Source organism: Streptomyces sp. NPDC057280, from assembly GCF_042668605.1.
Lineage (GTDB): Bacteria > Actinomycetota > Actinomycetes > Streptomycetales > Streptomycetaceae > Streptomyces.
This window is the reverse complement of the sequence record NZ_JBHUYR010000004.1, coordinates 709551-722473: the sequence shown is the minus strand read 5'-3', so window position 1 is coordinate 722473 and position 12923 is coordinate 709551. Positions and strand designations below refer to the sequence as shown.

Here is a 12923-nt window from a genome sequence, read left to right as displayed (position 1 = left end):
CCCTCACCGTCTCAGCCCGACGGCCCGCACCCCCTCACCGTCTCAGCCCGACGGCCCGCACCCGCGCCCGCGCCCCGCCCCGCCCCGACGGCCCGCACCCGCACTCCCGCCCCAGCCCAGCGGCCCACACCCGCGCCCCACCCCGACAGCCCGCACTCCCCCTCCGTCTCAGCCCAGCGGCTTGTTCAGGATTGCCTTGCGGTGGCTGAACGTCTCGATCGAGTAGCGGCCGTGGTAGTTGCCCATGCCGCTCGCGCCGACGCCGCCGAAGGGGAGGTCGGAGACGGTGAGGTGGGCGAGGGGGAGGCCGTAGCCGAGGCCGCCGGAGGAGGTTTCGGCGGCGATGCGGGCGCGGGTGTCCTCGGACTCGGCGAAGACGTACAGGGCGAGCGGTTTGTCGCGGTCGTTGATGAAGTCGATCGCGCCGTCGAGGTCCGGCACGGTGACGATCGGGAGGATCGGGCCGAAGATCTCCTCCTGCATGACGGGCGACGCGGGGTCGACGTCCGCGAGGACGGTCGGGGCGATGTACTTCTGGGCGCGGTCGGTGTCGCCGCCCACGACCACGCGGCCCGAGTCGAGCAGCCCGGTGAGCCGGTCGAAGTGGCGTTCGTTGATGATCCGGCCGTACTCGCCGGAGGCGGACGCGTCGGTGCCGTACACCGCCTGGACCGCCTTCGTCAGCAGGGGCTCCAGGGCCGCCGCCGTCTCCGGGTCGGTCAGGACGTAGTCGGGGGCCACACAGGTCTGGCCCGCGTTGAGGAACTTGCCGCGGGCGAGGCGGTCGGCGACGACGGCGAGGTCCGCGTCGGGGTCGACGAACGCCGGGGACTTGCCGCCGAGTTCGAGGGTGACCGGGGTGAGGTGTTCGGCGGCGGCGCGCATGACGATGCGGCCGACGGTGCCGTTGCCCGTGTAGAAGATGTGGTCGAACCGCTCGGCGAGCAGGGCCGTCGTCTCCGGGACGCCACCCTCGACGACCGCGAAGGTCTCGGTGTCGAGGAACTCGGGCAGCAGCCGGGCGAGCGCGGCCGAGGTGGCGGGAGCCAGCTCGCTCGGCTTGACGACCACTGCGTTGCCCGCGGCCAGGGCTCCCACGACCGGCGCGAGCAGCAGCTGGGCCGGGTAGTTCCAGGGCGCGATGACGAGGACGACGCCGAGCGGGTCGTACTGCGTCCAGGCGGTCGCGTCGGCGCCGAGGTGCGCCGGAACCGGCGCGGACTCGGGGCGCAGCCACTCCTCCAGGTGGTCGAGGGTGTGGTCGATCTCGCGGATCGTGAAGTCGATCTCGGTGCGGTAGGCCTCGGTGGAGCTCTTGCCCAGGTCGGCGTGGAGGGCGGCGGCCAGTTCCGCGCCGCGTTCCGTGAGCAGCTCCCGCAGGCGGCGCAGCTGTGTGGTGCGCCAGGCGAGGGGCTTGGTGCGGCCGGTGCGGAAGGCCGCGCGCAGTCGGGCCACGACGTCGGCGGGCTGCTCGGGGGTCGGCTGCTGGTTCACGGTGCCTCACTGGTGCTGCGCGGGCCGCTGGGCACGGCCTCGACGGTTAGATGCAAATGCCAACCTTTTTTACACCGGAATGCATTCCCGTACCACGTACATAACTTTGGGCTACGACCCGATCACACGCGGCTGGTCGCGTCGAGCGTCCCCGCCAGCCGCTCCAGCAGACCCCGCAACAGCTCCTCGTCCCCGTCGCTCAGCGCGGGCCAGTCGGCGCGGACCGCGCGGTCGACGCGCCGCCAGTACTCCTGGCCGCGCGGGGTGAGGTGGGCCAGGATGCGCCGCCGGTCCAACGGGTCCACCCGGCGGTGGACGAGGTTCTGGTCGACGAGGTGGTCCACGAGCTTGGTCAGCGTCGGCGCCGGCAGGAAGGCGGCCTCGGCCAGCGCCGTCATGTGGTGCCCCTGCCCGTCGGAGAGCAGCCCGAGCACCCGCCAGGCGTCGAGCGAGCAACCCTCCTCGTCCAGCACCGCCTGGAGGCGTCGCGCCGCCAGCCGCTCGGCCCGGGTCAGAAGCTGCACCAGGTCTCGGGGCTGACGCGGTGATGAGGGGGGCATCGCGCTCCTAGGTCACGGGGTGCGTACATCGTATGAGACAGGCTGGAGTTCACCGGGCGGACCCGAAATCATGACGTCATGTTCCGGCCCCGTCCGCCCGCCCCCGACTGGTTCACCGCCGACGCCTCCGTGCTCGGCGTAGCCCTGGTCTTCCCGTTGCAGGGTCCGGCCGGGATCTTCGGGCCGACCTGCGAGTTGTGCGCGCAGCTGGCGGCCGAGGAGGTCAACCGGGCGGGCGGGGTCCTCGGGCGGGAGCTGAGGCTGCTGCCGGTCGACGGGGGTGCCTCGCCGCGGGAGATCGCCGACCATGTCGAGGCGCTGGTCGACCTGGGGGTGGTGCAGGGGGTCACGGGCTGGCACATCTCCTCGGTGCGGCAGGCGCTGGCGCCGAGGATCGCCCATCGGGTGCCGTACGTCTACACCGCCCTGTACGAGGGCGGCGAGCACACCGCCGGCGTGTTCCTGACGAGCGAGACACCGCGCGACCAACTGCGTCCCGCCATGGGCCTGTTGGCGCACGAGCGCGGGGTGCGCCGCTGGTTCGTCGTCGGCAACGACTATGTGTGGCCGCGGCGTACGGCACGGGCGGCGCACGGGTACGCCCGCGAGTCCGGCGGCGTGATCGGCGGCGAGGTCTATCTCCCGCTCGGCACCCATGACTTCGAACCTGTCCTGCGGCGCATCGAGCGCTCGGACGCGGACGGGGTGCTGATGCTGCTCGTCGGCAGTGACGCCGTGCGCTTCAACCGGGCGTTCGCCGCCTACGGGTTGCCCGCGCGCTGTCTGCGGCTGAGCACACTCATGGACGAGAACATGCTGATGGCGAGCGGCCCTTCGGCCACGGAGGACCTCTACAGCACCGCGGGCTTCTTCGCCTCGCTCGCCAATCAGGACACTCTCGACCTCCACGGCCAGTACGCCGACCGGTACGGGATCGAGGCGCCCGCGCTCGGCAGTCTCGGCGAATCCTGTTACGAGGGCGTGCTGTTGCTCGCCGCGCTGCTCAAGCGGGCCGGGACGCTCGACGTGACGGCGATCGGGGCGGCGGCCGGGACGGTGTCGTACGAAGGCCCGCGCGGCCTGATGCATCTGCGGGACCGGCATGTGCGGCAGCGGATCTATCTGGCGCGCGCGGACGGGCTGGACTTCGACGTCCTCACGGAGCTCGATCCGCACGGCACCCGCCCTTGACACGTACCCGGCGGCGCCAAGATACTTCCCACAGAAAGTAATTAGAATGCCTCGGGCGAATTGTGATTTCTGTTTCCAAATGCAGATCACACACTGTCCGGGGCGTTTTTTGTTGCCTCCGGGAAAGTCGAGCGAAACACCCCGGAAACAGGGGGACTTGAGTCTGTGGACCGCACTTCAGCAGGCCGTTCACCCTAGGGGGTTGGTTTGTCCAGCGGTTCCGGCAGTTCCCGTGTTCCCCGCCGTGGCTTCCTCGCCGTCGGCGCCGCCCTCACGGCGGTCGTGACGCTCTCCGCGTGCGGCGCCAAAACCGACGCGGCCGGCTCGTCGTCCGACAAGGCGGCGAAGATCGACGTCAGCGGAGACACCGTCAAGGTCGGTCTGCTCAACTCGCTGTCCGGCACGATGGCGATCAGCGAGGTGACCGTCCGCGACTCGCTGAAGCTCGCCATCGACGAGATCAACGCCTCCGGTGGCGTCCTCGGCAAGAAGATCAAGCCGATCAGCGAGGACGGCGCCTCCGACTGGCCGACGTTCGCCGAGAAGGCGCAGAAGCTCATCAAGGAGGACGGGGTCGCGGCCACCTTCGGCTGCTGGACCTCCGCCAGCCGCAAGGCCGTCAAGCCGGTCTTCGAGAAGAACAAGTCGCTGCTGTTCTACCCGGTGCAGTACGAGGGACTGGAGCAGTCGCCGTACATCTTCTACACCGGCGCCACCACCAACCAGCAGATCGTCCCGGCCCTCGACTACCTCAAGGGCAAGGGCCTGAAGAAGCTGTACCTGGTCGGCAGCGACTACGTCTTCCCGCGCACCGCCAACAAGGAGATCAAGGCGTACGCCAAGGCCAACGGCATGACGATCCTCGGTGAGGACTACGCGCCGCTGGGCTCCACGGAGTTCTCCACGATCGCCAACAAGGTGAAGGCGTCGAAGGCGGACGCCGTCTTCAACACCCTCAACGGCGACTCCAACGTGGCCTTCTTCAAGGAGTACAAGTCGGCCGGCCTGACCGCCAAGTCGATGCCGGTCGTCTCGGTGTCGATCGCCGAGGAGGAGGTCAAGTCGATCGGGACGCAGTACCTGGCGGGCCAGTTGACGGCATGGAACTACTACCAGACCACCGCGGGCGCCGCGAACACGAAGTTCGTGAAGGCGTACAAGGCCAAGTACGGCCAGGACAAGCCGACCAGTGACCCGATGGAGGCCGCCTACACCTCCGTCTACCTGTGGAAGGCCATGGTCGAGAAGGCAAAGTCCTTCGACCCGGAGAAGGTGAAGGCCGCCTCCGACGGCATCACCTTCGACGCCCCCGAGGGAACGGTCACCGTCGACGGCGCCACGCAGCACGTCTACAAGACCGCCCGCATCGGCGAGATCGGCAGCGACGGCCAGATCAAGGAGGTCTGGAACTCCGGCAAGCCGGTCAAGCCGGACCCGTTCCTCAAGGGCTACTCCTGGGCCTCCGGCCTGTCCTGACCGACCGTCATCCCCCGCGGGGTCCTCAGGGGCCCCGCGGCGGCCGTCCTCCGGAGCCGCCTCATGACCGTGATCCTCGGTCAGACCTTCACCGGCATCAGCATCGGTGCCGTCCTGCTGCTCATCGCGCTCGGTCTCTCGCTCACCTTCGGCCAGATGAACGTCATCAACATGGCCCACGGCGAGTTCATCATGGCGGGCGCCTACACGACGTACGTCCTGCAGAAGTCCATTTCGAGTGCGGGAATTTCGCTGCTGGTCGCGCTTCCCGTCGCATTTCTCGTCTCGGGCGCGCTCGGCGCGTTGCTGGAATGGCTGCTGATTCGCCGCCTGTATCTGCGGCCACTCGACACTCTTCTCGTCACCTGGGGTGTCTCGTTGATGCTCCAGCAACTCGCCCGGGACATTTTCGGCGCCCCGAATGTGCAGACCCGCGCGCCGGACTGGCTGACCGGCAACATCACCGTCATCGGCGGCGACGACCCGCTCACCTTCGCCAACAGCCGCCTGTTCATCCTGGGGTTGGCGGTCGCGGCGGTCGTCGCGCTGTCGCTGACGCTGCGCCTGACGCCGCTGGGGCGGCGCATCCGGGCCGTGGTGCAGAACCGGGACCTCGCCGAGGTGTCCGGCATCTCGACCTCGACCGTGGACCGTACGGCGTTCTTCCTCGGCTCCGGGCTCGCGGGCGTCGCCGGGGTCGCGCTGACGCTGGTCGGGCCGATCGGGCCGACGATGGGCACCAACGTCATCATCGACGCCTTCCTGGTGATCGTGGTCGGCGGCATCGGACAGCTCAAGGGCACGGTCATCGTGGCCTTCGTACTGGGTGTGCTCCAGTCGGTCCTGGAGTACTCCACGACCGTCAGCGTCGCCAAGGTGCTGGTGCTCGTCGCGATCGTCGCGTTCCTCCAGTGGCGGCCCCAGGGGCTGTACACGCTGCGCACGAGGAGTCTCGTATGAACGTCCTCAAAGGCCGCTCGGCACGGGCGTGGGCGGGGTTCGCCGGTGCCGCGGTCGTCCTCTTCGCGATCGCCCCGCTCGCGCTGTCGGACTTCCGGCTCGGGCTGCTCGCCAAGTACCTGTGCACGGCCATGGTCGCGGTCGGCATCTGTCTGGCCTGGGGCCGCGGCGGACTTCTGACGCTGGGGCAGGGCGTGTTCTTCGGGCTCGGCGGCTACGCCATGGCCATGCACCTGAAGATCGCCGACGCCGGGCCCGGCAACCTGCCCGACTTCATGCAGCTGTACGGCACGGCCACCGAACTCCCCTGGTGGTGGAAGCCGTTCGAGAACCCGCTGTTCTCGCTCGCCGCCACCGTGCTGCTGCCGATGGCCGTCGCCGCGCTGCTCGGCCTGTTCATCTTCCGGCGCCGGGTCAAGGGCGCCTACTTCGCGATCCTCAGCCAGGCCCTCGCCGCCGCACTGGCCATCTGGCTGGTCGGCCAGCAGGCCACGACCGGCGGCACCAACGGACTCACCGACATCCAGGGCTTCTTCGGCTACTCCCTCGACGACCCCGTCAACCAGCGGCTCGTGTACTTCGTCATCGCCGCGGCCCTGCTGCTGCTCATGGCGATCGCCCGGCAGCTCATCAACAGCCGCTACGGCGAACTCCTGGTCGCCGTACGGGACTCGGAGGAGCGGGTGCGCTTCCTCGGCTACGACCCGGCGAACGTCAAGCTCGTCGCGTACGTGGTCGCCGCCGGCATGGCGGGGCTGGCGGGCGCGCTGTTCGTGCCGGCGGTCGGCATCATCTCGCCCGCGCTGATCGGCATCGTCCCGTCCATCGAGTTCGTCATCGGCGCGGCGGTGGGCGGCCGGGCCAGCCTGGTCGGCGCGGTGCTGGGCGCGATCGCGGTCGCCTGGGCCAAGACCGCGCTGTCGGAGGAGTTCCCGGCGGCCTGGACGTACTTCCAGGGGCTGCTGTTCATCGTGGCGCTGGCCTTCCTGCCGGGCGGGCTGGCCTCGCTCGCGGTGCTCGTACGGCGGCGCAAGGCATCCCCCGCGCAGAAGACGGCCCCCGTCCCGTTGGGAGAAGCGGCATGAGCGAGCTGGAGATACGCGGGCTGCGGGTCACCTTCGACGGGTTCACCGCCGTCGACGGGGTGGACCTCGACGTCGCCCCGGGCGACCTGCGGTTCCTGATCGGGCCGAACGGCGCGGGCAAGACGACCCTCGTCGACGCGGTCACGGGGCTGGTGAAGGCCGAAGGCTCGGCGAGGTTCGGCGGCGCGGAGCTGCTCGGGCGGCCGGTGCACCGGATCGCCCGGTCCGGCATCGGGCGGACCTTCCAGACCGCCACCGTCTTCGAGGAGTTGACGGTCCTTCAGAACCTGGACATCGCGGCGGGCGCGGGCCGGAGCATGTGGACCATGCTGCGGCGCCGCAGGGACGTCCCGGAAGCGGTCGCACAGGCCATGGAGACGGTCGGTCTCACCGACCTCGCCGACTCCCCCGCCGGCACCCTCGCCCACGGGCAGAAGCAGTGGCTGGAGATCGGCATGCTGCTGGTGCAGGACGTGAAGCTGCTGCTGCTCGACGAGCCGGTGGCCGGTATGAGCCACGACGAACGGCAGGCGACCGGCGAGCTGTTGCAGCGCATCAGCGAGGAGCGCACGGTCGTCGTCATCGAGCACGACATGGACTTCATGCGGTCCTTCGCGCGCAGTGTCAGCGTGCTGCACGCCGGCAAGGTGCTCAGCGAGGGGACGGTGGCACAGGTGCAGGCGGACCCGAAGGTGCAGGAGGTGTACCTCGGGCGCGTGGAGGACACCGCCGTGGTTCAGGAGGCGTGATGCTCGAGATCGACGACGTCCGGGTCGGCTACCACCGCAGCACGGTCCTGCACGGGGTGTCGGTGACCGTCCCGAAGGACGGCGTGGCGGCCGTGCTGGGCCACAACGGCGCGGGAAAGAGCACGCTGCTGCGTGCGGCCGTGGGCCTGCTCGCGCCGGTCAGCGGGACGATCCGGCTGGACGGGGAGGACATCACCCGCCGCAAGCCGCACGAGCGGGTCGCACGCGGGATGGCGTACGTCCCCCAGGGCCAGCAGTCGTTCCCGCATCTCACCACCGCCGAGAACCTCCAGCTCGTCGCCGACGGCCGTAAGCGCGGCAGGGCGGCGGTGGCGGAGGCGCTGGACCTCTTCCCCGCCCTCAGGGCGCTGTCGAACCGTCGCGCCGGGCTGCTCTCGGGCGGCCAGCGGCAGCAACTCGCCATCGCCCGCGCCCTGGTGACGGAACCTCGGATCCTCCTTCTCGACGAACCGACCGAGGGTATCCAGCCGTCGGTGGTCGCCGAGATCGAGGAGACGATCCTCGCCCTCGCGGCTCGGGGCGGGCTGTCGGTGCTGCTGGTCGAGCAGCACGTCGGCTTCGCGATGCGGGCCGCCGGGCGCTACTACGTGCTGGAGGCGGGCCGGGTGACCTCCTCCGGCGAGGGCGGCAAGGAATCGGAGGGCGCGGTGCGCGAGGCGCTCAGCGTGTGAAGCGTTCCAAGAAGGTGCGCTCAGCGTGGAAGCGCTCCACGTAGGCGCGGTCAGCGTGTGAAGCGTTCCAGGTAGGCGCGCTCGGCCGGACTGCGGCTCAGGGCGATGGCGGTCTCGTACTCCTGTCGGGCCTCCGCGTCCCGGCCCAGCCGGCGCAGCAGGTCGGCGCGGACCGCGTGCAGGACGTGGTAGCGGTCGAGGGTGAGGGCGTCGACGAGGTCGAGGGCCGGTTCCGGGCCCTCGACCTCGGCCACGGCGACCGCCCGGTTCAACGCCACGACCGGACCGGGGGCCAGCGCCGTCAACTGGTCGTACAGCTGGAGGATCTGCCCCCAGTCCGTGGGCGGTGCGTCGCTGTGGACGGCCTGGATGGCGGCCTGGATCTGGTACGGCCCCGGCTGGTTGCGGCGCAGACACCGCCGTACGAGAGCGTGCCCCTCGGTCACGAGGGCGCGGTCCCAGTGGTCGCGGTCCTGCTCGGGCAGGGGAACGAGGACCCCGTCGGCGTCCTCCCGGGCCGCCCTGCGGGACTCGACCAGCAGCATCAACGCGAGCAGGCCGGTGGCCTCGGGCTCGTCCGGCATCAGCTCGGTCAGCAGCCGGCCCAGGCGGATCGCCTCCGCGCACAGGTCGGGCGAGCCCTCGTTGAAGATCAGGTAGACGACGGCGAGAACCCCCTTGAGCCGGTCCGGGAGGTCGGCGTCCCGCGGCACCCGGTACGGGATGCGGGCGTCGCGGATCTTCGCCTTGGCGCGGACCAGGCGCTGGGCCATGGTCGGCTCGGGCACCAGGAAGGCGCGGGCGATCTGCGGGGTGGTGAGTCCGCCGAGGAGGCGCAGGGTCAGGGCGACCTGGGCCTGCGGGGCGAGCGCGGGGTGGCAGCAGGTGAAGATCAGTCGGAGCCGGTCGTCGCGCACGGGGCCCTCCTCGGCCGGTGCGTCGGGGGTGTGCAGCAGAGCGGCCTCGGCGTGCCGGGCCTCGCGGGAGGATTCGCGGCGCAGCCGGTCGATCGCCCGGTTGCGGGCGGTGGTGATGATCCAGCCGGCCGGGCTCGGCGGTACGCCGCTCTCCGGCCAGCGCTGCACGGCCGTGGTGAAGGCGTCCTGGACCGCTTCCTCGGCGAGGTCGATGTCGCCGAGGAAGCGGACGAGGACGGCGACGGCGCGGCCGTACTCCGCGCGGAAGACGGCCTCGACGTCGACGGGCCGCGATGTCACTCCTCCGCCTGGTGCATGAACGGGCGCACCTCGATGGGCAGCGTGGTGGCCCAGGTCGCCTTCTTCCCCCACTCCAGGGCCGCGTCCAGGTCCGGGGCCTTGATCAGGCAGATGCCGCCGAGGTACTCCTTGCCCTCGGCGTACGGCCCGTCGGTGATCAGGACGTCGCCGTCGCTGGGGCGCAGCACGGTGGCCGTCTCGGGACCGTGCAGCCCGCCCGCGAAGACCCAGGCGTCCGCCGCGCGCAGCTCGTCGTGGAAGGTGTCGAGGTTGCGGACGATCTCCGCCATGGCCTCGGGTCCGGGCGGCGTCCCGTCGGTCGGGGTGATCACGCTGAGCAGGTAGTACTGCATGACGTCCTCCTTGGCGTCGTGTCGTTCTCTCACCTCCTACACGAACGGCGCACCCCCGGATCGACACCGCGCACGACGAGATCGGGAGAATCCTTCCCATGACCACCTCGCCGCTGATCGCCCGCGCCCGGAAACTCGCCGACACCCTCCTCGTCCCGAACGCGGAGCGGGTCGACCAGGCGGAGGTGCCCGCGAGTCATCTCGACGCGATCCGGCGCTCGGGCCTGCTCGGGGTGAGCGCGCCGGAGGCGTACGGCGGGGCGGACGCCCCCGACGCGGTGGCGCGGGAGGTCCAGGAGATCCTGGCCGGGGCCTGCTGCTCGACCTGGTTCGTCCAGACCCAGCACCACACGCCGGTGCGGATGCTGGCGAAGTCCGAACTCCCGGTGCGTGAAAGCCTGTTGCGGTCGCTCGCGACCGGCGAACTCCTCGCCGGGATCGCGTACGCGCATGTCCGCGCCTTCCCGCGTGTCGTCGTACGGGCCACGGCGGAGCGCGACGGCTGGCGGTTCGACGGGACCGTGCCCTGGTACACGGGGTGGGGGCTGAACGACGTGATGCTGCTCGCGGGGATCACCGACGCGGACGAGATCGTGTTCGCGTTCGCCGACGCCCGCGAGCAGCCGGGGCTGCGGCCCTCGGCCCCGATGCGGCTGGCCGCGCTGACGGCCGCCCGTACGGTCTCCCTGGAGCTGGACGGGCTGTGGCTGCCGGAGTCGTCCGTGCTGCTGCGCACCCCGCAGGAGAAGTTCGCCCTCCTCGACATCCCCCGCAGCACCAACGCCTCCCCGGCCGTCTTCGGTCTGGCGTACGCCGCGCTCCGGCTCGTGGCGGAGGGCGGCGAACCGGAGACGGCCGAGGCACTGCGCGGCCGCGTCGACGAGGTCCGCCGCAAGGCGTACGCATTGGCCGACCACCCCGTCGCACACGAGCACATGGAGGAGCGGCTGGTCCTGCGGACACGGGCGTACGACCTGATGCGGGCGGCCACGACAGCGGCGGTCGTGGCCGGCGGCGGCCGCACCATGGACCTGCGCAGCCCCGCCCAACGGCTGGCCCGCGAGGGGATGTTCCTGCTGATCCAGGGCCAGACGTCGGTCGTGCGACGGGCTCAACTGGACGCGCTGAGGGGCTAGTTCAGGAAATCGAGCAGCGCGGCGGTCAACTGCGCCGGTGCGTCCTCCTGGACGAGGTGACCGGCGCCGGCGATGAGTTCGAGCCGTGCTCCGGGGATGCGGGCGGCGAGTTCGTGACCCTTGGCGACCGGGATCCAGGTGTCGTCCTCGCCCCAGCAGATCAGCGTCGGGATCGCGATCTCGCCGTACCGGTCCTCGATCTCGTCGGTGTACGCCTGGTCCGCCTGGGCGATCTGCCGGTAGAAGGCGGCCTGTCCCTCGTCGCCGAGCCAGGGCTGCACGAGCCGGTCGAGGACGGTGGGGTGCAGGCCGGGGCTGCTGGCCGAGGTGACGTACTCGCGGACCAGGGCTCGGTGCAGTGCGGGCGGGAGCTGCTCGAAGACGTCCGAGGACTTGCCGACGAGACGGAAGAACGGCGAGCCCCAGGGGGCGAGGGCGACCGGGTCGACCAGGGCGAACGCGTGATAGCGGGCGCCGTGCAGCAGATGGGCGCGCAGCGCCACCGCACCGCCGAAGTCGTGGGCCACCACCCGGGGTTGGTCCAGTCCCCAGTGCGCCAGGAGTTCGGTGAAGACCCTCCCCTGGGCCGCCAGGGACACGTCCTGGCCCTCTGCCATCTGCGAAGTCCCGTAGCCGGGCATGTCCCACACGAACACCTGGTGGCGGCGGGCAAGCGCGCGGGCCACGGCACGCCACACGTACGAGGAGAAGGGCGTGCCGTGGTTGAGGACGACCGGCGGGCCACCGGGGTCACCGAGGCTGTCCCAGCGGACCTCCCCGGACGTGCCGCGGTACGTCCTGGTCAGCTGCCACTCCGCCACCGACTCGCTCCTTCCGATGCCCGCCGGCTTCAGCTCGCGAACGGCACCTGTGCCGTGGCGGTGATCGCCTTCCCGGCAGGGTGCTGCCACAAACCCTGGGCGGCCAGCCGCGGGAGCACCCCCTCGCCGAACCAGTACGCCTCCTCCAGGTGCGGATAGCCGGAGAGGACGAACTCGTCGATGCCGAGGGCGTGGTACTCCTTGATCCGCTCGGCGACCTCGTCGTGGCTGCCGACCAGGGCGGTGCCCGCGCCGCCGCGCACCAGGCCGATGCCGGCCCAGAGGTTGGGGTGGATCTCCAGGCCGTCCCGGTTGCCGCCGCCGTGCAGGGCGAGCATGCGCCGCTGCCCCTCGGACTCGCTGCGGGCGAGCCCGGCCTGGACGGACTTCACGGTCTCCGGGTCGAAGCCGTCGAGGAGCCGGTTCGCCTCGGCCCACGCCTGTTCCGAGGTGTCGCGGGTGATGACGTGCAGCCGGATGCCGAAGCGCAGGGTCCTGCCCCGCTTCGCCGCGAGTCCGCGCACCCACGCGATCTTCTCCGCGACCTGGGCGGGCGGCTCGCCCCAGGTGAGGTACACGTCCACGTGCTTCGCCGCGACCTCGCCGGCGATGGGCGAGGAGCCGCCGAAGTACACCTCGGGGACCGGGTCGGGCAACCGGGCGAGCCTCGCGTCCTCGACCCGGAGGTGCTCGCCCTTCAGGTCGACCGTCTTGCCGTCCCACAACCCCCGTACGACTTCGAGGAATTCGTCGGTACGGCGGTAGCGGTCGTCCTTGTCGAGGAAGTCGCCGTAGGCGCGCTGCTCGTGGCTTTCGCCGCCGGTGACCACGTTGAGCAGGAGCCGTCCGCCGGACTGCCGCTGGAAGGTGGACGCCATCTGCGCGGCCAGCGTGGGCGAGACGAAGCCGGGGCGGAAGGCGACGAGGAACTTCAGGCGCTCGGTGTTCTGGCTGACCATCGCGGTCGTCAGCCACGCGTCCTCGCACCAGGCGCCGGTCGGCGTGAGCGCGCCGACGAAGCCGAGGTCCTCGGCGGCCCGGGCGATCTGGCTCAGGTAGGCCACCGTCGGCGGCCGGTCCCGTCCGGAGACGGTGGCCGGGGTGCCGTGGCCGCCGCCGACGACGTGCCGGCTGTCGCCGTTGGTGGGCAGGAACCAGTGGAAGGTGAGGGACACGTGGGGGTCTCCGT

General features: G+C 70.9%; 13 protein-coding genes. 7 read left to right on the top strand and 6 right to left on the bottom strand.

Annotated features, from left to right (window positions below):
• Nucleotides 1–168 precede the first annotated feature (168 nt).
• Nucleotides 169–1494, bottom strand: coding sequence for an aldehyde dehydrogenase family protein (locus ACFUO4_RS27120; protein WP_383489483.1), 1326 nt, complete (start codon nt 1492–1494; stop codon nt 169–171).
• 122 nt (nt 1495–1616) lie between these two features.
• Entirely contained in the window at nt 1617–2054 is a 438-nt protein-coding gene (locus ACFUO4_RS27115) for a MarR family winged helix-turn-helix transcriptional regulator (protein WP_383489480.1), read from the bottom strand.
• Nucleotides 2055–2132: 78 nt separating this feature from the next.
• Here ACFUO4_RS27115 and ACFUO4_RS27110 point away from each other — a divergent pair, with 78 nt between their 5' ends.
• The 6 genes from ACFUO4_RS27110 (at nt 2133) to urtE (ending at nt 8207) form a co-directional block, all read left to right on the top strand.
• Nucleotides 2133–3245, top strand: a complete 1113-nt coding sequence (locus ACFUO4_RS27110; protein WP_079310288.1) for a substrate-binding domain-containing protein — start codon at nt 2133–2135, stop codon at nt 3243–3245.
• A gap of 207 nt (nt 3246–3452) precedes the next feature.
• The gene (gene urtA, locus ACFUO4_RS27105; RefSeq protein ID WP_383489477.1) at nt 3453–4721 is read left to right on the top strand and encodes an urea ABC transporter substrate-binding protein; all 1269 of its coding nucleotides are present in this window, start codon (nt 3453–3455) and stop codon (nt 4719–4721) included.
• Between the two features lie 63 nt (nt 4722–4784).
• Nucleotides 4785–5681 carry an urea ABC transporter permease subunit UrtB gene (gene urtB / locus ACFUO4_RS27100; protein WP_097260091.1) on the top strand — a complete coding sequence of 299 codons (897 nt, stop codon included), beginning with the start codon at nt 4785–4787 and terminating at the stop codon, nt 5679–5681.
• A complete protein-coding gene (gene urtC / locus ACFUO4_RS27095; protein WP_383489474.1) occupies nt 5678–6766 on the top strand; it encodes an urea ABC transporter permease subunit UrtC in 1089 nt (362 codons plus the stop codon). The genes urtB and urtC overlap by 4 nt, the downstream gene beginning before the upstream one ends.
• Nucleotides 6763–7515: an urea ABC transporter ATP-binding protein UrtD gene (urtD, locus tag ACFUO4_RS27090; RefSeq protein ID WP_383489471.1), complete on the top strand. Its 753-nt coding sequence runs from the start codon at nt 6763–6765 to the stop codon at nt 7513–7515. Before urtC ends, urtD begins: the two co-directional genes overlap by 4 nt.
• On the top strand, nt 7515–8207 hold the full coding sequence (gene urtE, locus ACFUO4_RS27085; RefSeq protein ID WP_079310292.1) for an urea ABC transporter ATP-binding subunit UrtE: 693 nt from the start codon (nt 7515–7517) through the stop codon (nt 8205–8207). Before urtD ends, urtE begins: the two co-directional genes overlap by 1 nt.
• 50 nt (nt 8208–8257) lie before the next feature.
• Here the strand turns inward: urtE and ACFUO4_RS27080 are convergent, their stop codons facing one another.
• A complete protein-coding gene (locus ACFUO4_RS27080) occupies nt 8258–9424 on the bottom strand; it encodes an RNA polymerase sigma factor (RefSeq protein ID WP_383489467.1) in 1167 nt (388 codons plus the stop codon).
• Nucleotides 9421–9777, bottom strand: coding sequence for a YciI family protein (locus ACFUO4_RS27075; RefSeq protein WP_383489816.1), 357 nt, complete (start codon nt 9775–9777; stop codon nt 9421–9423). Before ACFUO4_RS27075 ends, ACFUO4_RS27080 begins: the two co-directional genes overlap by 4 nt.
• Nucleotides 9778–9875: 98 nt before the next feature.
• Between ACFUO4_RS27075 and ACFUO4_RS27070 the strand changes: the two genes are divergently transcribed.
• Entirely contained in the window at nt 9876–10913 is a 1038-nt protein-coding gene (locus ACFUO4_RS27070; RefSeq protein WP_383489464.1) for an acyl-CoA dehydrogenase family protein, read from the top strand.
• Here the strand turns inward: ACFUO4_RS27070 and ACFUO4_RS27065 are convergent.
• A complete protein-coding gene (locus ACFUO4_RS27065) occupies nt 10910–11734 on the bottom strand; it encodes an alpha/beta fold hydrolase (protein ID WP_383489461.1) in 825 nt (274 codons plus the stop codon). The genes ACFUO4_RS27070 and ACFUO4_RS27065 overlap by 4 nt on opposite strands.
• A gap of 29 nt (nt 11735–11763) precedes the next feature.
• Nucleotides 11764–12909: an LLM class flavin-dependent oxidoreductase gene (locus ACFUO4_RS27060; protein ID WP_383489458.1), complete on the bottom strand. Its 1146-nt coding sequence runs from the start codon at nt 12907–12909 to the stop codon at nt 11764–11766.
• Between the last annotated feature and the right edge of the window lie 14 nt (nt 12910–12923).